At 62.0% G+C, this 23,951-nt stretch carries 24 protein-coding genes and 3 pseudogenes; 20 read left to right on the forward strand and 7 right to left on the reverse strand.

Annotation, left to right across the window (positions count from 1 at the left end; genetic code table 11):
- The first annotated feature begins 100 nt into the window (after positions 1–100).
- Together N0Q91_RS21335 and N0Q91_RS21340 are read left to right on the forward strand one after the other, a co-directional pair.
- A complete protein-coding gene (locus tag N0Q91_RS21335; protein ID WP_275598658.1) occupies positions 101–952 on the forward strand; it encodes a D-amino-acid transaminase in 852 nt (283 codons plus the stop codon).
- Positions 953–1,102: 150 nt separating this feature from the next.
- Complete coding sequence (locus N0Q91_RS21340; RefSeq protein WP_275598659.1) at positions 1,103–2,140, forward strand: DmpA family aminopeptidase; 1,038 nt, start codon at positions 1,103–1,105, stop codon at positions 2,138–2,140.
- A gap of 17 nt (positions 2,141–2,157) precedes the next feature.
- On the opposite strand, the gene N0Q91_RS21345 is transcribed toward N0Q91_RS21340, so the two are convergent.
- On the reverse strand, positions 2,158–3,099 hold the full coding sequence (locus tag N0Q91_RS21345) for a LysR family transcriptional regulator (protein WP_275598660.1): 942 nt from the start codon (positions 3,097–3,099) through the stop codon (positions 2,158–2,160).
- 181 nt (positions 3,100–3,280) lie between these two features.
- Here N0Q91_RS21345 and N0Q91_RS21350 point away from each other — a divergent pair, with 181 nt between their 5' ends.
- The 8 genes from N0Q91_RS21350 (at position 3,281) to N0Q91_RS21385 (ending at position 11,125) form a co-directional block, all read left to right on the forward strand.
- Complete coding sequence (locus N0Q91_RS21350; RefSeq protein WP_275598661.1) at positions 3,281–4,906, forward strand: amidohydrolase; 1,626 nt, start codon at positions 3,281–3,283, stop codon at positions 4,904–4,906.
- 56 nt (positions 4,907–4,962) lie between these two features.
- Positions 4,963–6,555 (forward strand): ABC transporter substrate-binding protein, encoded by a 1,593-nt coding sequence (locus N0Q91_RS21355; protein ID WP_275598662.1) that lies wholly within the window; start codon positions 4,963–4,965, stop codon positions 6,553–6,555.
- An 81-nt stretch (positions 6,556–6,636) separates the two neighbouring features.
- Positions 6,637–7,572, forward strand: coding sequence for an ABC transporter permease (locus tag N0Q91_RS21360; RefSeq protein ID WP_275598663.1), 936 nt, complete (start codon positions 6,637–6,639; stop codon positions 7,570–7,572).
- 5 nt (positions 7,573–7,577) lie between these two features.
- Positions 7,578–8,399 (forward strand): ABC transporter permease, encoded by an 822-nt coding sequence (locus N0Q91_RS21365; protein ID WP_275598664.1) that lies wholly within the window; start codon positions 7,578–7,580, stop codon positions 8,397–8,399.
- A complete protein-coding gene (locus N0Q91_RS21370; protein WP_275598665.1) occupies positions 8,396–9,307 on the forward strand; it encodes an ABC transporter ATP-binding protein in 912 nt (303 codons plus the stop codon). The genes N0Q91_RS21365 and N0Q91_RS21370 overlap by 4 nt, the downstream gene beginning before the upstream one ends.
- Entirely contained in the window at positions 9,304–10,266 is a 963-nt protein-coding gene (locus tag N0Q91_RS21375; protein ID WP_275598666.1) for an ATP-binding cassette domain-containing protein, read from the forward strand. The genes N0Q91_RS21370 and N0Q91_RS21375 overlap by 4 nt, the downstream gene beginning before the upstream one ends.
- A 188-nt stretch (positions 10,267–10,454) precedes the next feature.
- Positions 10,455–10,709, forward strand: coding sequence for a FitA-like ribbon-helix-helix domain-containing protein (locus tag N0Q91_RS21380; protein ID WP_275598667.1), 255 nt, complete (start codon positions 10,455–10,457; stop codon positions 10,707–10,709).
- A complete protein-coding gene (locus N0Q91_RS21385) occupies positions 10,706–11,125 on the forward strand; it encodes a type II toxin-antitoxin system VapC family toxin (RefSeq protein WP_275598668.1) in 420 nt (139 codons plus the stop codon). Before N0Q91_RS21380 ends, N0Q91_RS21385 begins: the two co-directional genes overlap by 4 nt.
- Positions 11,126–11,293: 168 nt before the next feature.
- On the opposite strand, the gene N0Q91_RS21390 is transcribed toward N0Q91_RS21385, so the two are convergent.
- Positions 11,294–11,701, reverse strand: coding sequence for a GFA family protein (locus N0Q91_RS21390; RefSeq protein WP_275598669.1), 408 nt, complete (start codon positions 11,699–11,701; stop codon positions 11,294–11,296).
- Between the two features lie 395 nt (positions 11,702–12,096).
- Here N0Q91_RS21390 and N0Q91_RS21395 point away from each other — a divergent pair, with 395 nt between their 5' ends.
- From N0Q91_RS21395 to N0Q91_RS21420, 6 genes and pseudogenes are all read left to right on the forward strand, one after another.
- Positions 12,097–14,631 (forward strand): PAS domain S-box protein, encoded by a 2,535-nt coding sequence (locus N0Q91_RS21395; protein WP_275598689.1) that lies wholly within the window; start codon positions 12,097–12,099, stop codon positions 14,629–14,631.
- Between the two features lie 26 nt (positions 14,632–14,657).
- A complete protein-coding gene (locus tag N0Q91_RS21400) occupies positions 14,658–15,020 on the forward strand; it encodes a response regulator (protein ID WP_275598670.1) in 363 nt (120 codons plus the stop codon).
- A gap of 82 nt (positions 15,021–15,102) precedes the next feature.
- On the forward strand, positions 15,103–16,020 hold the full coding sequence (locus N0Q91_RS21405) for a DnaJ C-terminal domain-containing protein (protein WP_275598671.1): 918 nt from the start codon (positions 15,103–15,105) through the stop codon (positions 16,018–16,020).
- Complete coding sequence (locus N0Q91_RS21410; protein ID WP_102762047.1) at positions 16,017–16,355, forward strand: chaperone modulator CbpM; 339 nt, start codon at positions 16,017–16,019, stop codon at positions 16,353–16,355. The genes N0Q91_RS21405 and N0Q91_RS21410 overlap by 4 nt, the downstream gene beginning before the upstream one ends.
- 226 nt (positions 16,356–16,581) lie before the next feature.
- Positions 16,582–17,110 (forward strand): annotated as a pseudogene (locus tag N0Q91_RS21415) (c-type cytochrome).
- Positions 17,111–17,219: 109 nt separating this feature from the next.
- The gene (locus tag N0Q91_RS21420; RefSeq protein WP_275598703.1) at positions 17,220–17,528 is read left to right on the forward strand and encodes a hypothetical protein; all 309 of its coding nucleotides are present in this window, start codon (positions 17,220–17,222) and stop codon (positions 17,526–17,528) included.
- A gap of 106 nt (positions 17,529–17,634) precedes the next feature.
- Here N0Q91_RS21420 and N0Q91_RS21425 read toward each other — a convergent pair whose 3' ends face one another.
- From N0Q91_RS21425 to N0Q91_RS21435, 3 genes and pseudogenes are all read right to left on the reverse strand, one after another.
- Positions 17,635–18,027, reverse strand: coding sequence for a hypothetical protein (locus tag N0Q91_RS21425; protein ID WP_275598672.1), 393 nt, complete (start codon positions 18,025–18,027; stop codon positions 17,635–17,637).
- Between the two features lie 73 nt (positions 18,028–18,100).
- Positions 18,101–19,734: pseudogene (gene groL / locus N0Q91_RS21430) on the reverse strand (chaperonin GroEL).
- 48 nt (positions 19,735–19,782) lie between these two features.
- Positions 19,783–20,100, reverse strand: a complete 318-nt coding sequence (locus N0Q91_RS21435) for a co-chaperone GroES (protein WP_275598673.1) — start codon at positions 20,098–20,100, stop codon at positions 19,783–19,785.
- Positions 20,101–20,639: 539 nt separating this feature from the next.
- Here N0Q91_RS21435 and N0Q91_RS21440 point away from each other — a divergent pair.
- The 4 genes from N0Q91_RS21440 to N0Q91_RS21455 all read left to right on the forward strand — a co-directional run bounded on the left by N0Q91_RS21440 (position 20,640) and on the right by N0Q91_RS21455 (position 22,800).
- Positions 20,640–20,849 (forward strand): cold-shock protein, encoded by a 210-nt coding sequence (locus N0Q91_RS21440; protein ID WP_011970048.1) that lies wholly within the window; start codon positions 20,640–20,642, stop codon positions 20,847–20,849.
- Between the two features lie 129 nt (positions 20,850–20,978).
- Positions 20,979–21,359 carry a DUF6481 family protein gene (locus N0Q91_RS21445; RefSeq protein ID WP_127710398.1) on the forward strand — a complete coding sequence of 127 codons (381 nt, stop codon included), beginning with the start codon at positions 20,979–20,981 and terminating at the stop codon, positions 21,357–21,359.
- A gap of 86 nt (positions 21,360–21,445) precedes the next feature.
- Positions 21,446–22,516 carry a fatty acid desaturase gene (locus N0Q91_RS21450; protein ID WP_275598674.1) on the forward strand — a complete coding sequence of 357 codons (1,071 nt, stop codon included), beginning with the start codon at positions 21,446–21,448 and terminating at the stop codon, positions 22,514–22,516.
- Positions 22,513–22,800, forward strand: coding sequence for a hypothetical protein (locus N0Q91_RS21455; protein ID WP_018096482.1), 288 nt, complete (start codon positions 22,513–22,515; stop codon positions 22,798–22,800). The genes N0Q91_RS21450 and N0Q91_RS21455 overlap by 4 nt, the downstream gene beginning before the upstream one ends.
- 123 nt (positions 22,801–22,923) lie before the next feature.
- Here the strand turns inward: N0Q91_RS21455 and N0Q91_RS21460 are convergent.
- Positions 22,924–23,528, reverse strand: a pseudogene (locus tag N0Q91_RS21460) (general stress protein).
- 32 nt (positions 23,529–23,560) lie between these two features.
- Positions 23,561–23,875 (reverse strand): PepSY domain-containing protein, encoded by a 315-nt coding sequence (locus tag N0Q91_RS21465; protein ID WP_018096480.1) that lies wholly within the window; start codon positions 23,873–23,875, stop codon positions 23,561–23,563.
- Between the last annotated feature and the right edge of the window lie 76 nt (positions 23,876–23,951).

A 23,951-nucleotide genomic window follows, 5' to 3' on the forward strand; every position in this document is an offset into this window, starting at 1 on the left:
CCGGTGAAACGAGACATGCGGCAAGTTGACGATTTTGCAGCGACCTTTGCGTCCAGAGAGGCGCGGCGCTGCAGGGCAGCAGGCACAGCAAGGGGAACACATGGGCAGGATCGTCTATGTCCACGGTCAATTCCTGCCGGAGGAGGAGGCCCGCATCGGGCTTTTCGATCGCGGCTTCCTGTTTGGTGACGCCGTCTACGAAGTGACGGCGGTTATCGGCGGACGGATGATCGACAACGACCTGCATCTTGGCCGTCTGGAACGTTCGCTGAGGGAACTCGCCATTCCGCTTGCCCTCTCGCGCAGGGAGATTGCCGGCGTCCAGGCGGAATTGATCGCCCGCAACGGCTTGCGGGATGGCACGGTCTATCTGCAGGTCTCGCGCGGCGAGGCGGATCGCGACTTTCTCTATTCCGACGCGCTGGTGCCGCGGTTCGTCGGCTTCACGCAGGCGAAGACGCTGACCGGCACGAAGGCTCAGCAGGACGGCATATCGGTCGATCTGGCCGACGACCCCCGCTGGAGCCGACGCGACATCAAGACCGCCATGCTGCTCGGTCAGGTCATGGCGAAGCAGGCGGCGCGCGCCCGCGGTTTCGACGATGTCTGGCTGGTGGAGAACGGGCTGGTGACGGAGGGCGCATCTTCCACGGCCCATGTCATCACCGGTGACGGGCGCATTCTCACCCGCGCCGCGTCGCGTGCGACGCTGCCGGGCTGCACGCAGCGTGCCCTCGCACTGCTCTGTGCCGCCGAGGGTCTCGCGATCGAGGAGCGCTCCTTCGCGCCCCACGAGGCGCAGGGCGCCGCCGAGGCGTTCCAGACCTCCGCCTCCAGCCTCGTCATGCCCGTCGTGCGCATCGGTGACCGGGTCGTCGGCAACGGCAAGCCCGGTCCGATGACCCGAAAACTCCAGGGCCTCTATCTGGAAGCGGCCGGCGTTCCGGTCTAGAGCACTACCGGGAAAAGTGTGTAACGGTTTTCCGTCCGGAAGTGCGTTGGATCAAATGGTTAGAGCATTTCAGTGTTTCTATGAAACGTTGAAATGCTCTAGATCCGTTGACTGGTTCACTGAAACGGTAACGTGACAGGGAGGGGCGATATGAAGACCGCACGGGAACTGGGGCTGATCCCGAAGGGCAGGCTGGAACCGGGGCCGGGCAATGCCATTACCGACGTTGCGGGCGTTTCGGTCGGCCACCGGTCGCTGCGCGGCGAGGGCCTCTTCACCGGGGTCACGGCGATCCTCCCGCATGCAGGCGACGTCTTCCGCGTGAAGCCGCGGGCGGCGGTGGAGGTCATCAACGGCTTCGGCAAATCGGCGGGGCTGATGCAGGTGGCCGAACTCGGCACGATCGAGACGCCGATCCTGCTCACCAACACCTTCGGCGTTGCCGCCTGCACCGAAGCGCTGGTCCGCCGCGCCATCGCCGCCAATCCGGAGATCGGGCGAAAGATCTCGACGGTCAATGCGCTGGTCTGCGAGTGCAATGACGGCAGCATCAGCGACATTCAGGCGCTGGCCGTAAGGCCCGCCGATGCCGAGGCGGCGCTGGACGCCGCGCGCACGGGGCCGGTGGAGCAGGGTGCGGTCGGCGCCGGCTCCGGGATGACCGCCTTCGGATTCAAGGCCGGCATCGGCACGGCCTCGCGGCGCATGCGGATCGGCAAGCGCGACTTCACGCTCGGCACGCTGGTCCTTGCCAATTTCGGCGCGGCGGGAGACCTCGTCCTGCCGGACGGGCGCCGGCCCGATCCGCGAGCGCCGGCCGATCCCGAGCGCGGCTCCGTCATCGTCGTCATGGCGACCGATCTTCCCTTGGCAGATCGCCAATTGCAGCGGGTCGCGCGGCGTGCCGGCGCGGGCATCGCCCGGCTCGGTGCCTTCTGGGGCCATGGCAGCGGCGATGTCGCCCTCTGTTTCACCACCGCCGACCCGGTGGACCATGAACCCGCCGCGCCGTTCGCCACGCAGGTGCGGCTCGCCGACGGCCACATCGACATCGCCTTCCGCGCCGCCGCCGAGACGACGCAGGAGGCGGTCCTGAACGCGCTCTGCATGGCCTCCGCCATGCCGGCGCGCAACGGCCGCATCTATCCCTGCCTTGCCGACTGGCTGAAGGAGAACCCGTCCCCATGATCTTCGTGAAGGTCTGATCAGGCGGGTGCGGGTTCCAGGAGCCGCTGCGCCGTCGCCCATAGTTCCTCGACCTTGCGGTTGCGGCTCGCTGCGTGGCGGTAAAGGCGGATCTCGAGGTCGAGGTTCCAACCCTCGTCGGCAGAGGCAGGCACGAGGCGGCGCGCATCGATTTCCTCGCGGGCCAGGCTCTCCGGCAGCCAGCATACGCCCGCGCCGGTCACCGCCATGTTCATCAGGCCGGCGCTGATCGTGTTTTCGTGCGTCGTACGGCGGCGGAAAGGCGGGCGGCGCAGCAGCAGGCGCGACAGGGCGACCCCGAAGAAGGAATTGAAGCCGTAGCTGAGATAGGGGATGGCGAGCCGCGGCTGCGCGATGGCGCGGTCGAGGAGGTTCAGTCCCGGCTGCGCATCGCCGGACAGCACGATCTCTGCCGCGACCAGCGGGATCAGCCGGTCATGGGCGACGGTCAGCGCGGAAAACTGCCCGCTATCGAGATGAAACGGCACTTCCGGATGCGCATAGGTCAGGAAGAAATCCGCCTCGTCGCCGACGAGCGCGTCGAGGTTCGCTTCGATTCCGCCGCGGTCCGGAATGAGCGAGGTGCTGAATGATCCACCCGCCGCTTCCAGCATCTTCAGCCAGCGCGGAAAGAAGGTGACCGTCAGCGTATGCAGCGCGGCAAAGCGGATGAGGCCCGGCTCGTGCGGGAGACGCAGCACTTCGCGCGCCGCGTAGAAGGTGCGGATCGCTTCCTGTGCCACGGGCAGGAAATTGCGCCCCGCGGGCGTGAGTTCGGCCGGCATGGTGGCGCGGCTGATGAGCGTCGCGCCCAGCCAGCTCTCCAACTGCTTGATCCGGCGGCTGAAGGCGGGTTGCGTCACGTTGCGCAGCTCGGCCGCGCGCGAGAAGCTGGACGTGTCGGCAAGCGTCACGAAATCCTCCAGCCACTTGATCTCCATATCCGCTTCCTTTGCTGCACGCGTGCTGCGCGCGATCATAAGTCATTCAATCGAAATAGGTATGTCGATTCTGCATGGGTTGTTGCCAAAAGCGAATTGGCCAAGCCAACTGCAACCTTCCACGTTGCGTCTGGAGGAAATAGGTGCCGGCCCGTCCGGGACCGACATGGGGGAGTTGCGAATGGCGCTCGGAATAGAAGCCGATCTTATCCTCATCAATGGCCGGATCTGGCGCGGCCGGGAGGAGGGCATCAGCGAGGCTCTCGCCGTGTGGCAAGGCAAGGTTCTCGCAAACGGGAGCGATGCGGACATTTCGGGCCTGAAGGGGCCGCGCACCGAAGTCATCGATCTCGAAGGCCGCTTCGCCACCCCCGGCCTCATCGACAACCACCTGCATCTCATCGCAACCGGCATGGCCATGGGCTGGGTCGACGCGACGCCCGCCAGCGCGCCGACGCTTGCCGCCCTGTTGGGCCGGATTTCCGACCGCGCAGCCACGACGCCGAAGGGCGGCTGGGTGCGCGCCCGCGGCTATGACCAGGTCAAGCTCGACACCGGGCGGCACCCGACGCGCGACGATCTCGATCGCGTGGCCCCCGATCACCCGGTCCTGCTGACACGGGCCTGCGGTCATGTCTCGGTCGCCAACTCCCGCGCTCTGGAGCTTGCCGGCATCACCGAGGCGACGGCCGTGCCGGAAGGCGGCGTAATCGGCCTCACGGAGGGCCGGCTGAACGGCTTCCTGGCGGAGAACGCCCAGAGCCTTGTCAGGGCCGCCATGCCGGCGGCAACGACCGAGGACCTGATCGACGGGATCGAGCGGGCAGGGCGATATCTGCTCTCCTTCGGCATCACCAGCTGCATGGATGCGGCCGTGGGGCAGGTCTCCGGTTTTGCCGAAATCCAGGCCTATGAGATGGCCAAGCTTTCCGGCCGGCTGCCAGTGCGCGTCTGGTTGACCCTGCTCGGCGATCCCGGCGTTTCCATCGTCGACGATTGCTGGCGCGCGGGCCTTCTTTCCGGCGCCGGTGACGACATGCTGCGCGTCGGCGGCGTCAAGGTCTTCCTCGACGGCTCGGCGGGCGGGCGCACCGCCTGGATGACGAGGCCCTACAGGGGCGAGCCGGACAATATCGGCGTGCAGATGCTGCCGGATGCGGAGGTCGAGGCGGTCGTCAAGGCGTGCCACGACCGCGGCTATCAGATGGTCTGCCACGCCATCGGCGACGGCGCGATCGAGCAGCTCATCACGGCATACGAGAAGGCGCTTGCCGCAAATCCCGATCCCGATCGCCGCCATCGCGTCGAGCATTGCGGCTTTTCCACACCGGATCAGAATGCGCGCATGAAGGCAGCCGGTATTCTGCCTGCGCCGCAGATGGCCTTCATCCACGATTTCGGCGACAGCTACATATCCGTGCTCGGGGAGGAGCGCGGCCGGTCATCCTACCCGATCGGCACCTGGATGCGCATGGGCCTGAAACCGTCGACCGGCTCGGATTCGCCGGTCTGCTCGCCGGACCCGTTCCCGAACCTGCACGCGATGCTCACGCGCCAGACGGGCAGGGGCACGGTGTTGGAGGCATCCGAACGGCTGAGCCGCGAGGAGGCATTGCAGGCCTATACGGAATACGGCGCCTATTCGCAGAAAGCCGAGGGGGTGAAAGGGCGGCTCGTGCGCGGTCAGTGGGCGGACATCGCCGTCTTCGACAACGACCTTCTGGCCGCCGCGCCCGAAACCATCCTTTCGGACACAAAGTGCGTGCTGACCCTGCTTGCGGGCCGCGTCGTGCATGATGCGCGCTGACGGTCTGCCGGACTGAACCGAAACGATGCCGAGAACGGCACGAGAGGGAGAACGAAATGCTGAAGAGATTGACACTGGCCGCAATGCTCAGCCTCGGCGTGGCTGCCGGGGCGCTTGCCGCGGGCGAGCGCCATGGCGGTACGCTCGTCTTCACGGCACCCTATGGCTCGAGCTTCGCCACGCTTGACGTGCAGTCGAGCCCCAACACGCAGGAAGAATTCATCACGCAGGCCATCCACCGTGCGCTCTACAGCTGGGATTCGAACCAGAACAAGCCCGTCCTGGAACTGGCGTCCTCGGAGGAGGTTTCCGAGGACGGCAGGGTCCACACCTACCACCTGCGTAAAAACGCCGTGTTCCACAACGGCAAGCCGCTAACGGCCGACGACATCATCTACAGCTACAAGCGCATCGCCAACCCGGAAAACGCCTTCCCCGGCGCAAGCTTCATCGCCGTCATCAAGGGCGCCGAGGACTATATCGCCGGCAAGGCCGACGAGATTTCGGGTCTGAAGAAGATCGATGACCATACGCTGGAGATCACCTATACCGGGACGATCAATCCCGGCTTCCCGCTGATGCAGAACACGACGGTCATCTATCCCTCGAATGTTGAGGACGAGTCGGCCTTCGGCAAGAATCCGGTCGGCCTCGGCGCCTTCGTCTTCAAGGAGCACGTGCCCGGTTCGCAGGTCGTCATGGAAAAATTCGACAAGTACTACGAGGAGGGCAGGCCCTATCTGGACCGCATCAACATCGTGCTGATGGCCGAGGACGCCGCGCGCGACGTCGCTTTCCGCAACAAGGAAATCGACGTGTCGATCCTCGGCCCCACCCAGTACCAGGCCTATCAGGGCGAGGAGGGGCTAAAGGATCACCTCCTGGAAGTCGCCGAGGTGTATACCCGCAACATCGGCTTCAACCCCGCCTTCGAGCCCTTCAAGGACAAGCGGGTGCGCCAGGCGATCAACCATGCCATCAATGCGCCGCTGATCATCGAACGCCTCGTCAAGAACAAGGCCTACCCGGCCTCCGGCTGGCTGCCGATTTCCTCGCCCGCCTTCGACAAGGACAAGGCGCCCTACGCCTACGATCCGGAGAAGGCAAAGGCGCTGCTCGCCGAGGCCGGCTATGCCGACGGCTTCGAATTCGAGGTGACGGCGAGCCCGAACGAAAGCTGGGGCGTGCCGATCGTCGAAGCCATCCTGCCGATGCTGAAGAAGGTCGGCATCACCGTGAAGCCGAAGCCGGTCGAAAGCTCCACGCTTGGCGAGGCGGTGACGACCAACAACTTCCAGGCCTTCATCTGGTCGAACCTCTCGGGCCCCGACCCGCTGAACGCGCTGCGTTGCTACTATTCGAAGACGGCACAATCGGCCTGCAACTACACCAGCTATGCAAGCCCGGAATTCGACAAGCTCTACGAGGCGGCACAGCAGGAACGCGACCCGGCCAAGCAGAACGAGCTCCTGCGCCAGGCCAACAACATCGTGCAGGACGACGCTCCGGTCTGGTTCTTCAACTACAACAAGGCGGTGATGGCCTACCAGCCGTGGATCCACGGCCTCGTTCCGAACGCCACGGAACTGGCGATCCAGCCCTATGACGAAATCTGGATCGACGAGACGGCGCCGTCATCGCGCCAGTAAGACCTTGAGGGGAGGGGGTAGCTGCGGCTGCCCCCTTATCGATTGTCGCCGCCCGTACGGGCGGCCAGAACGGGACCGCTCATGCTTCGTTTTACCCTGCGCCGCGTCCTGCAAATCATACCCACGGTCGTGGTGGTGGCGTTGCTCATCTTCGTCATCTTCAGCGTCGTACCAGGGACCTTCGCCGCAAGCCTCTTCGCCGATGGCAGGCGCGCCGCCGACCCGCAGATGATCGCCCGCCTCAACGAGGAATTCGGGCTGAACAAGCCGTTGATGGAGCGCTTCGTGACCTATGTCACGGACCTTGCGCAATTCGATCTCGGCACCAGTTTCCGCACCCGTCAGCCGGTGATCGACCTCATCAACGACCGTATGTGGGCCTCGCTGCAACTGGCGCTCGCCGCCATGATCTTCGCCCTCGTCGTCGGTGTGCCGCTCGGCTTCATTGCTGCGCTGAGGCCCGGCTCGGTGCTGGATACGGTGACCATGATCGGGGCGGTGTCCGGCCTCTCCATGCCGCAGTTCTGGCTGGGTCTCCTGATGATGTATCTCTTCGCTCTGCAGCTGAACTGGTTGCCGAGCTTCGGTTACGGCGACGGGTCCTTCCGGAACCTGGTCCTGCCAGCCGTCACGCTCGGGGTCACGCCCCTTGCACTTCTCGCGCGCACCACGCGGGCCGGCGTCCTCGATGTCCTCAACGCCGACTTCATCCGCACCGCCCATTCCAAGGGCATGAGCGAGGCCAAGGTGGTGCGCTGGCATGTGGCGCGCAACGCGCTGGTGCTGATCGTCACGACCGTCGGCCTGCAATTCGGCTCGCTGATCGGCCAGGCTGTCGTGATCGAGAAGCTCTTCGCCTGGCCCGGCATCGGTTCGCTTCTGGTCGATAGCGTGGCGAGCCGCGACATTCCCGTGGTGCAGGGCACGATCCTCGTCATCGTGCTCTGGTTCCTTGTCATCAACACGGCCGTCGATCTGATCTATGCCGCGATCGATCCGCGCATCAAGCAGGAGTGACGGGAATGCGCCTCGGCTTCAACTTCTGGCTCGGTGCCGGACTGACGACGCTGGTGATCCTCGCCGGCATTCTCGCCCCGTGGATTGCGCCCTTCGACCCCGTGCTCGACGCGGACCTGATGAACTCCGAACTGCCGCCGGACGCCACCTTCTGGTTCGGCACGGACGGGCAGGGGCGGGACGTCTACACCCGCATCCTCTTCGGCGCGCAAATCTCGCTGACGGTCGGCATCGTCTCGCAGGTGATCAACTCGATCATCGGCGTCACGCTCGGCATGACCGCCGGTTACTGGGGCGGCTGGTGGGACGATCTGGTGAATGGCTTCACGAACGTCATGCTCGCCATTCCCTCGCTGATCTTCGCGCTGGCGGTGATGGCGGTGCTGGGTCCCGGCCTGCCGTCGCTGCTCATCGCGCTCGGTCTCACCAACTGGAGCTGGACCTGCCGCATCGCCCGCTCTTCCACACTTTCCCTGAAGTCGCTGGGCTATGTGCAGGCGGCGCAGACGCTCGGCTACGGAGACCTGCGCATCATGTTCACGCAGATCCTGCCCAACATGATGGGACCGATCCTCGTCATGGCGACGCTCGGCATGGGCTCGGCGGTGCTTTCGGAAGCCGCGCTCTCCTTTCTGGGCCTCGGCATCCAGCCGCCGTTCCCGAGCTGGGGCTCGATGCTGACGGATGCGCGCCAGCTCATCCAGCTCGCGCCCTGGGTGGCCATCTTCCCGGGCCTTGCCATCTTCCTCTCGGTGCTCGGCTTCAACCTTCTCGGCGACGGCCTGCGCGACAGCCTCGACCCGCATATGAGGACGCGCACTCCATGACCGCGCTTCTGGACATCAAGGAACTTCACTTGGGCGTCGCGGTCGGCCGCTCCGTCAATCGTCCGCTCCTCAAAGGAGTCTCCTTCCAGATCATGCCGGGCGAGGCCTATGGTCTCGTCGGCGAGTCCGGCTCGGGCAAGTCGGTGACTTCGCTCGCCGTCATGGGGCTTCTCAAGAAGCCGCTCGCCGTTTGCGGCGGCGAGATCCTGTTCAAGGGGCAGAATCTGCTGGCGCTGCCTAAGCGCGAGATGCGGCGCCTGCGCGGCAACCGCATTGCCATGATTTTTCAGGAGCCGATGACGGCATTGAACCCGCTCTCGACCATCGGCCGGCAGATCGCCGAGATGTTCGTGCTGCATCAGGCAAAGAGCTGGGACGAGGCGCAGAAGCTCGCGGTCGACGCGCTCGCCAGCGTGCGCGTGCCCAATCCCGACCGGCGGGTGCGCAACTATCCGCACCAGATGTCGGGGGGCTTGCGCCAGCGCGTGATGATCGCCATGGCGCTCGCCTGCAATCCGGACCTCCTGATCGCCGACGAGCCGACCACGGCGCTCGACGTCACCGTGCAGGCCGAGGTGCTGCGCCTGATCAAGGAACTCTGCGCCGAGCGCGGTACGGCGGTTCTCTTCATCAGCCATGATCTCGGCGTGATCGCCAGCATCTGCCAGCGGGTCGGCGTCATGTATGCGGGCTGCCTCGTCGAGGAGAACGAGACACGGGCGCTTTTCGCGGCACCCCGGCACGAATATACCCGTGGGCTCCTCGGCGCCCTGCCGCGCTTCGGCAGCCGCAGTCTGCACGGCCGCCAACGGCTGGTCGACATCGACAGCATCATTGCCGACCGCTCGAAGCTTACCGAGACCCGCTTCATCGCGCAGCGAAGCGTGGAAGAGAGGGAGCAGTCATGACCGACCCCCTGCTGGAAGTGGACGACCTGCATGTCCGCTTTTCCGTTGCCGGCGGAGGGCTGCTCGGAACCGGGCGGCGCATGCTGCATGCCGTCAACGGCATCGGCTTCTCGCTCGCCAGGGGCGAATGCCTGTCGATCGTCGGCGAATCCGGTTGCGGCAAATCCACCACGGCGCTCTCGATTCTCGGTCTTCAGGAGCCGACCGAAGGCATGATCCGCTACCGCGGTCAGCCGCTCACCGGGCCGGGTGCGCCCGGACGCATGCAGCGCGCCAAGGCGGTGCAGATGGTTTTCCAGGACCCCTATGCCTCGCTGAACCCGCGCCAGTCGGTACGCACCTCGCTCGCTGCGCCGCTCAGGCTACACGGGATCACGGCCGCATCGGAGATCGCCGACCGGATCGAGGTCATGCTCGCCAATGTGGGGCTGACGCCCGAGCAGGCGAACCGCTATCCGCACGAGTTCTCCGGCGGCCAGCGCCAGCGCATCGGCATTGCCCGCGCCCTGATCCTCGAACCGGAAATCGTCGTGCTGGACGAACCGGTATCCGCCCTCGACGTGTCGATCCGCGCACAGATCATCAACCTGCTGCTGGACCTGCAGGAAAAGCTCGGCCTCGGCTACCTGATGATCAGCCACGACCTGAGCGTGGTGGAGCATATGAGCGACCGGGTGCTGGTGATGTTCTTCGGACAGGTCGTGGAGGAGGGCGGCTGGCGGGACATCTTCGAAAGGCCCGCCCATCCCTATACGCGCCGGCTCATCGCTGCCATTCCCGATCCGGATGCGGCGCTGAGCCCGCGGACGAAAGACCACTTTGCCGATGTGCCGCTTCCTGCCGGTCGCCGCTTCGCACTTGACGGCAGCACGGCACCGGACGTCTTTTCCGCGCCCCCGCCCTCCGAACTGGTCGAGATCGCGCCTGGCCATCGGATGAGATTGGTGCCAGCCGTCTAGCGCAATTCCAGGAAAAGTGCGCAGCGGTTTTCCGTCCGGGATTGCGGAAAACAAAGGGTTAGAGAGTTTCCCCGTCTCGGGGAAAGCGGAAATTCTAGTCTAGCGTAAAGCCCTGTCGCCCAAAACTTGCGACATGACTGCAAAAGGACTAGATTGCTATCATTGAAGGCAAATGCGAGGGTTTGACTATGGCGATCCTGACGGTTCGAAATGTGCCCGATGAAGTGCATCGCGCATTGCGCGTGAGAGCGGCGATGCACGGCCGCAGCACCGAGGCGGAAGTGCGGGAGATTCTGGAAAGTGCGGTGAAGCCCGAGCAGCGCGTTCGCATGGGCGATGCCCTGGCCGAGCTCGGCCGGCGATTGGGCCTGACCAATGACGATTTCGCAGTGTTCGACGAGATACGTGACAAGGCGCCGGCGCAGCCGATGAGATTTGAATGATTGTCCTCGATACGAATGTCGTCTCCGAGGTGATGAAACCGGCCGCCGATCCGGCCGTGCGCTCCTGGTTGAACGAGCAGGTCGCTGAAACCCTTTATCTGGCCAGTGTGACCTTGGCCGAACTGCTGTTCGGCATCGGTGCGCTGCCGGATGGTCGGCGCAAGAAGGCTCTGGCCGAAATGTTTGACGGCGTGCTCGAACTGTTTGGCGATCGCGTATTGCCGTTCGATATCGGAGCTGCTCGCTACTATGCCGGGCTTGCCGTGACCGCTCGAGCCGCCGGCAAGGGATTTCCGACGCCCGACGGATATATTGCCGCCATTGCCGCCTCCAGGGGATTCCTCGTCGCGACGCGCGATATCAGCCCGTTCGAAGCGGCTGGACTTACCGTGGTAAATCCTTGGCACCACCGATGAATCAGAAACCTCATCCACTGGTGCTTCGGATCGTTTCAGGCGGCGGCTAGAGAGCAGCAGATTGGTGAGCCGGGGGCCGTCGCTTTCAGCGGTGAGCAGAGCGTCTGCAACGCGTGGAAAGTTCGTGTGCGCCCACCGGCTCTAGCCTCCCCGTGCCGATACCTGCGTTTACTGTCCGATCGGAAGGCCCTGGAATTGCTCTACCGTTTCATCGAGCTGCACCCACTTATGTTTCGATTGCACGAATACTGACATGGCAGGCGGGGCGAAGTTCGGGTCGGCAAATGACCCTACCGCCACCCCGATCCAGGACGGCGAAGCATCGGCTTTCCAATAGAGGGTCGAGCCGCAGCTTGGGCAAAAATGCATCCGGACCTTGCGACCGCTCTCGGCAGTACGAATGTATTCCGTAGACACGCCAGATATTTCGACACAGTCAATCGAGTAGAACGCATTCGCGCTGAAAGGTGCACCAGTTCTTCGCTGACAGGCGAAACAGTGACACAGCGCGGTCAATCGTGGCGGTTCGTTAAGCATCAATCTTAGAGCGCCGCAGGCGCATTGGGCAGTGGCCATGGAAACTCCTCCCGCTTGCACGGTGAGATTGCGTTTATTGAGGGCTGAAGCGCGGGCCCGAACCGCAATTCATTGCGGTGGGCGATGCGAAGGGCTGGACCTGATGCAATTTCAGGATCACAGAAGCTCGACTGTAGATCTCTAAAGCGCCGCGGTCTACATGTGAGCTTTCGATAGGGTGCAGGAAATGGGGGCGGTCAACGGTACCGCCTGGATGACGTGGCCAGTCCGAGAATGTGCGAGTCAAAAATGTCGGGAACAAAACCGCGTCCGGTGCGTTGATGTCGGTTAAGCAATTTTGCGCACCTGGGGTCGCGCGTCGAGCAGAGTTGTCCCTCCATGACTCCGGCTGAGATTCAATCGATCCCTTGAAGAGCCGCGAGGGACTTGTTTTCATGTCGAATGTCGAAGAATTTCCGCTTACCGGTCGCGTATTGACCGAATACGAAGCGCTGATCACGTCAGCTCCAACTGCGCTCGATGCTATCCCGGGAGCCGTTTATGTCTGTGATCACGAAGGATGGCTCGTGCGCTACAACGCCGAGGCAGCCGAGCTTTGGGGTAGACAGCCATCGCTTAGCGCACCGCGAGAGCGGTTTTGTGGGTCCCAACGTCTTTTCCTTCCGGACGGCGCGCTCTTGGAGCATCAGGACTGCCCTATGGCTAAGGCGGTCAAGAACGGTGTCTCCACGCGCAACGCCGAGGTGATCATCGAAAGACCTGACGGATCCCGCATCTTTGCGCTCGTGAATATTCGCCCGCTCAGAGACCATCGGGGAGCAATTCAAGGGGCGATCAATTGCTTCCAGGATATTTCGCAACAGAAGCGGATCGAAGCGGAGGTCATCCGCAAGAGCAAGGACCTGGAGGACTTCTTCGAGAACAGCGCGATCGGGCTGCACATCGTCAGCGCCGCGGGGATCATCCTGCGGGCGAACAAGGCAGAGCTGGAGCTCCTCGGATATCCGGCGGACGAGTATGTAGGCCGGCACATCGCTGAATTTCACGCAGATCCGCCTGTCATCGGCGACATTCTTGACCGCCTGTCCTGTGGCGAAAAACTCGATCGCTATCCCGCCCGCTTGCGCGCACGCGATGGCTCGATCAAGCATGTGCTGATCACATCCAACAGCCGCTTCGATGACGGAAAATTCGTCAACACCCGATGCTTCACGACCGATGTTACCAGCCTGTACGAATCGGAAGACGCACGACGTGAGAGCGAGGAACGACTTTCAGCCACCTACCAGGCGGCGACGATCGGGATCGCTGAATCCGATGCGAATGGCCGCCTGCTGCGGGTCAATGACGCATTCTGCACCATGCTGGGCCGCTCGCGCGAACAACTCCTGACTATGACGTTCCTCGACTATACGCATGAGGATGACCGCGGTGAGGAAGCCCGCTCCTATGCGCGGCAGGTCAACGGAGAGATTGATACTTATGCAATTCGCAAACGTGCCGTGAAGCCCGACGGTACGGTCGTTTATCTCGATGTTTACAGTTCGACTGTCCGCGATCACGCCGGTCGTTTCCGTTATGGCGTGCGGGTTCTGCTTGATGTCACCGAAGCGAAACGCATGGACGACCGTCTTCGCGAAAGCGAACAGCATATGCGTGATTTGCTCGAGGCGCTGCCCGCCGCCGTCTACACCACAGATGCCGAAGGTCGCATCACTTTCTTCAATAAGGCGGCTGTCGAGATGGCCGGCCGCACCCCACAGATCGGAGATAAATGGTGTGTCACCTGGCGTCTCTACAGACCGGACGGCACCTACCTGCCGCACGACCAATGTCCAATGGCCGTGGCGCTCAAAGAAGACCGACCGGTCCGTGGCGAACAAGCCGTGGCGGAAAGGCCGGATGGGACCCGTGTGCCGTTCATACCGTATCCCACTCCGCTGCATGATGTCGCCGGCAAGCTCGTTGGGGCGGTCAACATGCTGGTGGACATCTCCGATCGCGAGAAGGCTGCGGAATATGCAGAACGGCTCGCGGCCATTGTCAGGTTCTCGGACGATGCGATCGTAAGCAAGGACACGCAAGGCATCATCCAGACTTGGAATAGAGGTGCCGAACGCCTGTTCGGCTATTGCGCCGAGGAAGTGATCGGAAAGCCTATAAACATCCTCATTCCGCCCGACCGCCAGGACGAGGAGCCCGGCATTCTTGAAAGGATTCGGCGAGACGAGCACATCGACCATTATGAGACGGTACGGATTCGAAAGGACGGAACCCTGATCGATGTCTCCTTGACGGTTTCCCCTTTGAAAGACGCCCGCGGTCGCGTCGTCGGCGCGTCAAAGATCGCGCGCGATATTACAGAAAGGCGACGCAGCGAAGAACACCGCAAGCTCCTGGTCAACGAACTGAACCACCGCGTAAAGAACACGCTCGCCACGGTGCAATCGCTGGCTGCGCAAACCTTCCGTGGTCTAAACGCAAGCCAGGATTTTGGCCGGTTCCAAAGCCGGCTCGTCGCATTGGCGAGGGCGCACGACGTGCTTACTCGGGAGAGCTGGCAGGGTGCAGATCTTCAAGAGGTCCTGCTCGCGACGATCAATCCAATCTGCGTGGAACCCCAGCAGCGCGTTGAGGCCTCCGGTCCGCCAATCCGGTTGCGGCCGAAAATGGCACTGGCATTGTCGATGGCTTTTCATGAGCTTTGCACAAATGCTGCAAAATACGGGGCGCTCACGAACGACGGCGGTCTCATCAAGGTCAGCTGGCATGTCAGCGATATTGAGAGTGCGTCTCACCTGCATTTACAATGGGAGGAGATTGGTGGTCCATCTGTCATAGTCCCAGCGCGGACGGGTTTTGGCACCCGCCTGCTCGAACGTGCTTTGGCTCGCGAACTCGGCGGCAAGGTCGATCTTGTGTTTGCGCCGAGCGGCGTGCGCTTTCACATCGAGGCGCCACTGGCATGACGTTCAAGCTTCTACAGGCCTGACGCATGACAGCGCGCAGACTTCGGGTACTCGTGGTCGAAGACGAATCCATGATCGCCATGCTGATTGAAGATAGTCTATGCGAACTCGGGCATGAGGTCGTCGCTATAGCCTCTCGGATGCAGGAGGCGCTCGATATCGCGCGGAAAGGTCAGTTCGACATCGCCATCATCGACGTCAATCTGGACGGGGAGCCCAGTTATCCGGTCGCGGACGTTCTGGCGGAACGCAACATACCCTTCATTTTTGCCACGGGCTATGGCAGCAAAGGCCTGGATACAAGGTACTCGAACATCCCCTTGCTCACGAAGCCGTTTCTGGACAGCGAACTGGAAACCGCGCTGGTGCAGATTTCAAAGGAAGTCTAGCGAGCAGAGGCCTGAAGATGTTGACGCGCAGCTTGCCGCAGCCGCGCAGTCGACGTGCACGCCAAATTGGTGGAGGTGATCGGTGACTGATGATCCCTATCAGATACTCGGCGTTCCGCGTACCGCCAAACCGGATGAGATCCGCAAAGCCTACCGCAAGCGCGCAAAGGAGCTGCACCCGGATCTGCATCCAGGCGACAAGGAGGTGGAAGCCAAATTCAAGGCGCTTTCCGCAGCCCACCATTTGCTGAGCGATCCCGAGCAGCGGGCCCGGTTCGACCGGGGCGAGATCGATGCATCGGGGGCAGAACGGCCGCAGCAGCACTTTTACAGGAACTACGCCGATGCAGACCACGCGCGGCGGTATGGGTCAGCGGGCGGAACCGGTGAATTCGAGGATGTGTCGGACATCTTCGCGGATGTTTTCGGGCGGGGCGGGGCAGGGGCTCGTTTCAAGGCGCGTGGGCAGGACCGTCATTATCACCTCGAAATCGAGTTCCAGGACGCGGCAAACGGCGCCCGCCGCCGCATCACCTTTCCCGACGGGAACACGCTCGACTTGGCCATTCCTGCCGGCACACGTGACGGCAGCACGCTCAGGCTGAGGGGCAAGGGGACACCGGGGATTGCTGGCGGGGAACCCGGAGATGCCTTGATCGAAATCAGCGTCCGTTCCCACTCCGTCTTCCGTCGTGAAGGCAACGACATCGAAATGGATCTGCCAATTACGCTTTATGAAGCCGTGCTTGGTGCAAAGATCGAAGTGCCGACGATCTCCGGCCGCGTATCGATGACCATCCCTAAGGGTTCAAATACGGGCGACATCCTGCGTCTCAAGGGCAAAGGGGTGAAGTCTCAACACGGCCCCGCCGGGGATCAGCGTGTTACGCTGAAGGTCGTTCTGCCGACGACGACCGATCCCGATCTCGAGCGTTTCATGGAAACGTGGCGGCAGAGCCACGCTTATGACCCGCGCGAAGCTCTACGGAGGGCCACATGAAATTGACGGAGAGGCAAGTCCTTGAACGGTGCGACGCTGTAACCCTCAAACAGCTGCGCCAGTGGGTGCACAGCGGCTGGATCGTGCCGGCTCAAGGCGAGAGCGGGCTCTCATTTGACGACGTCGACGTCGCTCGAATCCGCTTGGTTTGTGAGCTCCGGCGCGACATGAACGTCAACGATGACGCTGTGCCGATCATCCTTGCGCTGCTGGATCAGCTCTATGGTCTAAGGCGGGAGCTTAGAACAATTGCGACGGCGCTGTCGAAGCAGCCTGATGAGGTACGCCAGCAATTGAAGCAGTCGCTCTTTTCGCATATTGGCCAGCAGCATTAGCCTGCGGCATCGCGATTTGTTGTCGCAAAGGCGCTGCAGACCGCTGGCCCAGGAGCGCTCTACCGGCCGCACTTTCCGAGAAGGTCGCCGCCGAATGGTGCGACCTCCGTCAGGCTGAACCACATAGAGGTTCGGCGATTTCCCGATAATTCGAAATGGCTAATATATAGGGCAACTCCGTTATGATATTCAGTTTGCTTCAGCAGCGAACCTCAAGGAGGCAAGCATGTTTCGGTTGGGCATTGGGTTCGCATGTTTCGCCACCTATGCTTTTGGGCTACAGCCGCTCGGGGCCGCTGCTGCCGACGATCCCGAAATTGCGCGGGGGAATATCTCGTCACGATGGGCGGCTGCAACGACTGCCACACACCGGGATATTTTTTGGAAAACCGGACAGCTCACGCTTTCTCGGCGGGTCGGATGTAGGCTTCGAAATTCCCGGAGAGGGTGTTTTCATCGGTCGTAACATCACGCCCGACAAAGAGACCGGCATCGGCAGCTGGACCAGGGAGCAGATTGTGACTGCCATTCAGACCGGGCAGCGCCCCGACGGCCGTATGCTGGCGCCGATCATGCCGTGGCACGCATTTGCGCAACTCACAAAAGAAGACGCAGGGGCAATTGCAGCATTCCTTCAAAGCCTGAAGCCGGTAAGTCACCAGGTGCCGGGCCCGTTCAAGCCAGGGGAAAAGGTATCAACCTTTATGTTCAGGATCTTGCCGCCGGGCGAAACCGCGGCCGCAGCGCCAAAATAGCCGTTGCACGCGGCTCCGAAGTCTTCCAGCGCCCCCGCCGTTCCCTTGGGCTCAGCCTTTGTGTTTACCACCCTGTGGGCTGCTCTTCTCGGCATTCTTGAGCTGATTGGTGAAGCTCGTCTCTACCTTCACCGGCGCCTTTTCCTTTTTCGGCTTCCGCGCCTCGCGGTTGCCTCTCACTTGTCCTTTAGCCATCGATGCGATCCTCTTGACGTTGAATTTGATGAAGCCGACCCGCCATATGGGCGGCCCCAATGAGAAACAGGCCGTGGCGTCCTATATGCTCTCAAATGAGCCGGTCGTCATCAGCCGCTTGAGGCGCGCGACGCCGCGCTCCCGTTGTGTCCGATTTCTTGTTCTCTTCCTTCGCGGCTTCGCTTATTTGCTTGGTACGATTGGTTTCGGCTTCCTTCAGTGAGGGCTGCGGGTCGGGCTTTCTCTCGAAACGAATCATTTGACGTTCTCCTGATCTGGCAGATTGAAGCGCTCCAAACAAACACGGGAGCGCTTTTCAGATTTTGCGCTCAGATGGCCAGAGCGGTGGCGCAACCTTGAACGCCGCGGCTGTCGGGTGAGGTCTGGCCCGGCATCGTCGCCCAACCGCCGGCCTCTACGAATTGACGCTTCTTGTAACCGTCGGTGATTGCCTTGAACTCGATCAGTTTTGCGGCCGCGTCCGGCGCGGCGTTGAACCGCTCGACGCATATGGCGGATGCCAGTTCACCGCGCGCGATGTCGGCTGCGGCCGCTGCCGCGGTGCGAGACGTGCCGCCTGTCACCCAGCCGCCCCAGTTGAAGCCGACGATCATCGTTGCGGCCGCCGTCGCGGCGCACGCCCATACGAGGATCGCTTTGGATGGCTTGTAATTGTCGAATTGCTGGGTGATTGACGTCTTGCTGCTGTTCTGCATGGCCATTGGAAGCCTCCCCCTCCGTCGTTGTTCGCGTTTCGCCGCCTGACCACCGGGCCGAACGGTTCAGGCACTGCTCTCAGTATCCCATACTGCCCATGGCGCCGTTTCCGGTGCCTTGGGAGACTCCCTCTCGGGAATATCGGCGATCATGGCTTCGGCGGTGATCAGAAGAGCCGCGATCGAGCCCGCGTCCCGCAAGGCTGTCCGCACGACCTTGGCGGGATCGACAATGCCGGCCTTGATCATGTCGACATAGGTTTCCGTCTGCGCGTCGAACCCCTGATTGTGATCGCTGCCGTCGATAAGTTTTCCGACAACGATCGAACCCTCGACGCCGGCATTGTCGGCGATCTGGCGGATTGGTGCTTCCAGTGCCCGGCGCACGATCGAGATGCCTGCCGCTACGTCGGCGTTCTCGTCGGTGAGACCGACAAGGGCCGATTTTGCCCGTAGTAGCGCCACTCCGCCGCCGGGAACGATGCCCTCCTCGACCGCCGCGCGCGTAGCGTTCAGGGCATCGTCGATGCGATCCTTCTTTTCCTTCACTTCAAGCTCGGTCGCGCCGCCGACGCGAATGACCGCGACGCCGCCGGCGAGTTTCGCCAGCCGCTCCTGCAGCTTTTCCTTGTCGTAGTCGGACGCCGTCTCCTCGATCTGCGCCTTGATCTGGCTGACGCGCGCCTGGATGGAGGCTTTGTCGCCGGAGCCGTCAATGATTGTGGTGGTGTCCTTCTCGATCAGCACCCGCCTGGCGCGGCCAAGCATATCCAGCGTAACGTTCTCAAGCTTGATACCCAGATCCTCGGAGATCGTCTGGCCGTCCGTCAGGATGGCAATGTCTTCCAGCATGGCCTTGCGGCGGTCGCCGAAGCCGGGAGCCTTGACGGCCGCAATCTTCAGGCCACCTCGCAGCCTGTTGACGACGAGCGTCGCCAGCACTTCGCCTTCGACGTCTTCGGAGATGATCAGCAACGGTTTCCCGGTCTGCACCGCGGCCTCAAGGATCGGCAGGATAGCCTGCAGACTGCCGAGCTTCTTCTCGTGGATGAGGATATAGGGATCCTCCAGTTCCACGCGCATCTTCTCGGCGTTGGTCACGAAATACGGCGAGAGATAACCGCGATCGAACTGCATGCCCTCGACGACGTCGAGTTCGGTATCGGCCGTCCTGGCCTCTTCGACGGTAATGACCCCCTCGTTGCCCACCTTCTCCATCGCCCTTGCGATCATTTCGCCGACGCTGGCGTCGCCATTGGCGGCAATCGTGCCGACCTGCGCGATCTCGCTCGACGAGATGACCTTCGTGGCGCGCACCTTGATTTCCGCGAGGACGGCGGCAACGCCAAGATCGATGCCGCGCTTTAGGTCCATTGGGTTCATGCCCACCGAAACCAGCTTAGCACCTTCGCGAAAGATGGACGCGGCGAGCACGGTGGCCGTCGTGGTGCCGTCGCCGGCAAGGTCATTGGTCTTTGAGGCTACCTCGCGCACCATCTGCGCACCCATATTCTCGAACTTGTCTTCAAGCTCGATTTCCTTGGCGACGGACACGCCGTCCTTGGTGATGCGTGGAGCGCCATAGGACTTGTCGATGACGACATTGCGGCCCTTCGGGCCGAGCGTCACCTTGACGGCATTGTTGAGCAATTCCACGCCGCGAAGCAGGCGATCGCGGGCGTCAGTGGAGAAGATGATTTGTTTGGCGGACATTGTCTTTGGCCTGTTCGGGCTTGAGATAAGGGATCGAAATTCGAGGGATCAGGCAGCATTGGCGGTTGCGACGGTATTTGCTGCGACGATGCCCATGATGTCGGATTCCTTCATGATCAGTAGGTCTTCGCCATCGATCTTGACCTCTGTTCCGGACCATTTACCGAGCAGGATCGTGTCGCCGATCTTGACGTCGAGCGGGATCAGCTTTCCACTTTCGTCGCGGGAGCCGGGACCGACGGCGATCACTTGGCCCTCTTGGGGCTTTTCCTTGGCGGCGTCGGGGATGATGATCCCGCCCTTGGATTTGATGTTACCTTCGGCGCGTCGGATGACGACGCGGTCGAGGAGCGGGCGAAATGTCATGGGATTCTTTCTGCGACCGGCGTATAGGGCGGCTGCAACTCCTAAATAGCATCGACGGCAATCGATTAATAGGAGTGCCAAGAAATATTATTCGAAGCTGAATATGACCTGAAATCGGTGTCTGCAATTTACGCGAATTGTTGTCTGGGAGAAATGGAATTAATATTTTGACGTACTTAAATTACCTTTTTCCGCGGCAAGATATTAGTCAGGTTGAGTAGGAGACTGTGCCTTCGTTAGTTAAAAACACTTCGAGGCGTACCGGTGTACTCAGCTCATTTGGCCTAGCGGCGGGTGCACCGGTATGGAAAGGAACGCGACCACCTGGATTTATCTACCAAAGGTTGTCTTCGATTTTTCTGAAAACAAAAGGTTGACGCGGCCGCCGCTCTCGTCTATGAGAAGACATCGATACTTTGTTTGCCGATATTTGTTTTGCTGCGCTGTGCGCGTCTCTTGACGAACTTCCCTCTCTCAAAAGTCGAAACCCCGCTGTGCGTCGCCCAGCGGTGATCTATGTTGCTAAGAAAGGGTTCGTTATGACCACTGGCACAGTTAAATGGTTCAATTCCACCAAGGGCTTCGGCTTCATTCAGCCCGACGACGGCAGCGCCGATGTGTTCGTTCACATCTCTGCTGTTGAACGCGCAGGCATGAATTCGATTGTTGAAGGTCAGAAGCTCGGCTTCGAGCTCGAGCGCGACAACAAGTCGGGCAAGATGTCCGCAGGCCAGCTCCGCGCTGCCTAATGCTTTTTCGCCGCTGATGACCACGGATGTACTGGCATCGCGGCAAGAGGTTCGAAGAGGCCAGGCGAATGTCTGGCCTTTTTCCGTTGAGGCGGTCTTCGCGACCAAACGATATCAAAGGAACAACGATTGAGACACCCGAACGACAACGGCTTTGCCGAACGACGCAATGCCGCGGCAGATGCAAAGCGCCAGCTTCTGACAAAATTTGCATCCGCTCCCAAGCCGACCGACCCTGAAATGCAGGAAAAGCTGGCTGCGCGCGAAGCGGCCAACCGTGCCAGGGAGGCCCGCCGCGCCGAGCGCGAAGCGCTGAAGACAGCCGAGAACGAGCGAATCCTGGCAGAAGCCGCTGCGTTGGCCGCGGCTGCCGAGGCCGAGCAAAGGGCTGAAGCCGAAGCCCGCCAGGCAGAAATTGCCGATCGGGTCTCGCGCGTCGTCGCCGACGAAGCGGCCCGCAAGGCTGAACGCGACCGCCGCTATGCGGCCCGCAAAGCCCGCCGGGCGTAACACTTCAACACCTGCTCCCGTTCCACGGGCGCAGCCCATTGCCCTGGCGGATGATCACGGGGCGAGCGAAAAACGGACCGGTTATAATGAGCGCACATGTCTATCCACCCGCTTCACTTGTTGAGGACAATGCTGGAGCGTGGTTGAAGACGCTGGCGAAATACCGGCAGCCCCGTCTGGGGCGTAGCGCCTTCGAACTGTTCGTCACTCTCGTTCCTTTCGCCATCTTCTGGGCAGCGGCCTCCTTTTCCCTGGCCCACGGCTTCTGGCCCGGGCTGATCGCGATCCTTCCTGCCAGCGCCTTCCTGCTCCGATTGTTCATGATCCAGCACGATTGCGGCCACGGCTCGTTTTTCGCCCGTCGGGGGCTCGATGACTGGACCGGCCGCGTGCTCGGGGTCCTGACCCTGACCCCTTACGACTATTGGCGGCGTGCACACGCCGCCCATCATGCGACTGCGGGCAATCTCGACCAACGCGGGGTTGGTGACATCACCACGCTGACCATTGCCGAGTACCGAGCCCTTTCGCCGACGAAGCGCCTCGGCTACCGGCTGTACCGGCACCCGCTCGTCATGTTCGGCATCGGGCCGGCCTGGCTCTTCCTGTTCAAGCAACGCCTGCCGTTCGGGATGATGAACTCGGGTGCTCTGCCTTGGATTTCGACCATGGGGACGAATCTTGCGATCGTTACGCTGGCCGGCTTGATGGTGTGGGCCGTCGGGTTGGGACCTTTTCTCCTGATCCATCTTCCGGTCGTGCTGCTCGCAGGTGCAGCCGGCGTTTGGCTCTTCTATGTGCAGCACCAGTTCGAGGAGACTCACTGGTCGGCGGGCGAGGATTGGCGGTTTCCTCAGGCGGCGCTGCATGGCGCCTCCCATTACGATCTTCCGCCGGTGCTGCGGTGGCTCACCGGCAATATAGGCATTCATCACGTGCACCACCTGTCCAGCCGGATCCCCTATTACCGTCTGCCGGAAGTACTGCGTGACCATCCGCAACTTGCCGGCATCGGACGGATCACCGTGTGGGACAGCCTCAAATGCGTCCGGCTCGTGCTCTGGGACGACCGGCGCCGGAGGCTGGTTTCATTCCGCGACGCCGCAGGGTCGCTGCGCCGCTCCCTTACCGAAGATGTACGAAAGACGACGACATGATTGAATTGACGCCAACGCAGATCCGGGGCCTTAAGCTTGCCAAGGACGGTGACGTGCATCCCCAGGGTGGGAAGAGGTGGACGCACCTGAATGCCCAGGTCACCTATGCAAGGAAGGACCGGTTCAAGGAACGGCCGCAGAAGATCAAGTTCCTGACGACCGCGACCCTGAACGAGCTGCGCGAGCACAACCTCGTGAAGGCGCTCGATACGGATGTTCCGCCCGAGGAGTCGGCTCACGGCATTACCATGGCCGGCAAGATGCTGCTTCTGAAGATCAAGTGAGCACGCCCCAGAAGAAGCATGGGGCGCGTGCGTGCGCTACCGATTTTGCTCGACGGCCGTGGAGATAGCTGCGAGGGCCGGCCGCGCTTGCAGCCCCCGCAGCGGCGGACGTCAGCCCTGCCGTTATGGCATCATGCCGCGGTACCGCTCACGCTCCCGTTCGACCTGATCGAGCGTGTACGGATCGGCATTTTCGTCGAAACGTGACCATCCTTCCTGGGCATAGATGCTTCTGCGGGCCGCAGGATCCACGATTTTGCGCTGTTTCAGGATCGCTTCTGCTCGGGGTGCGACACTGTCTTCGACCCTTGCCGTGACCAGAGTGCCCCCCTGCGAACGCCTTCGGCGTAGACATGGGCGTCTTCTTCATCGACGCCGGATTCCGTCAGCGCACCTATCAGGCCACCAGCTGCGCCCCCGGCGATTGCGCCGGCGGCCGCACCGGCCGCGGTGGAGGCAAGCCAGCCGGCAGCCACCACTGGGCCAACTCCAGGAATGGCCATAAGGCCAAGCCCCGTCAGAAGGCCAACGACGCCGCCTCCGGCAGCGCCGAGGCCAGCTCCGGCACCGGCCCCTTCGGCCGCGTTCGAGCCGTCCGTCGAGTAGCGATCTCCCGTGTTGTTCGCGACGATGCTGATGTTGTCTGAAGGAACGCCTGCCGTTTCCAGATCGCTTACGGCCTCGCGAGCATCTGCATAGTCGTCAAAGAGCCCTGTTACGGTTCTCATATTCGTTCTCCCTTTCCTTTGGTGTCTGTGGACTACTGCGCCGTTACGTTGCCCTGATAGTCGAGAGCGACCGAAACGGATTTGCCCTCCTTCATCGCAGTTGCCTGCCACACACCCTTGTCATCGAGCTTCAATCCGCTGACCTCGGTGTATCCGGCCTCTTCGATCCGTTCCTTCGCTTGCGCTTCAGTAAAGCTGTTCGCGCCTTCGACCGGTGCCGTCGGGTTCTCAGAATCGGGCGTTGCGACAGCAGGCGTTTCTCCTTCCGCTGAAGGCGTCGTCTGCGCGAGTGAAGTCGTGGCCACGGCGCTCATCAGTGCTGCCGCGGCAATGATCATATTTTTCATGTGGTTACCTCTTCAGAAGACCGCGATTGATCCCCCGTCGCAGAAACACGCCGGGCGCAGAATGGTTCCCGGCGCG

The organism is Sinorhizobium prairiense, assembly GCF_029201645.2.
GTDB lineage: Bacteria > Pseudomonadota > Alphaproteobacteria > Rhizobiales > Rhizobiaceae > Sinorhizobium > Sinorhizobium meliloti_A.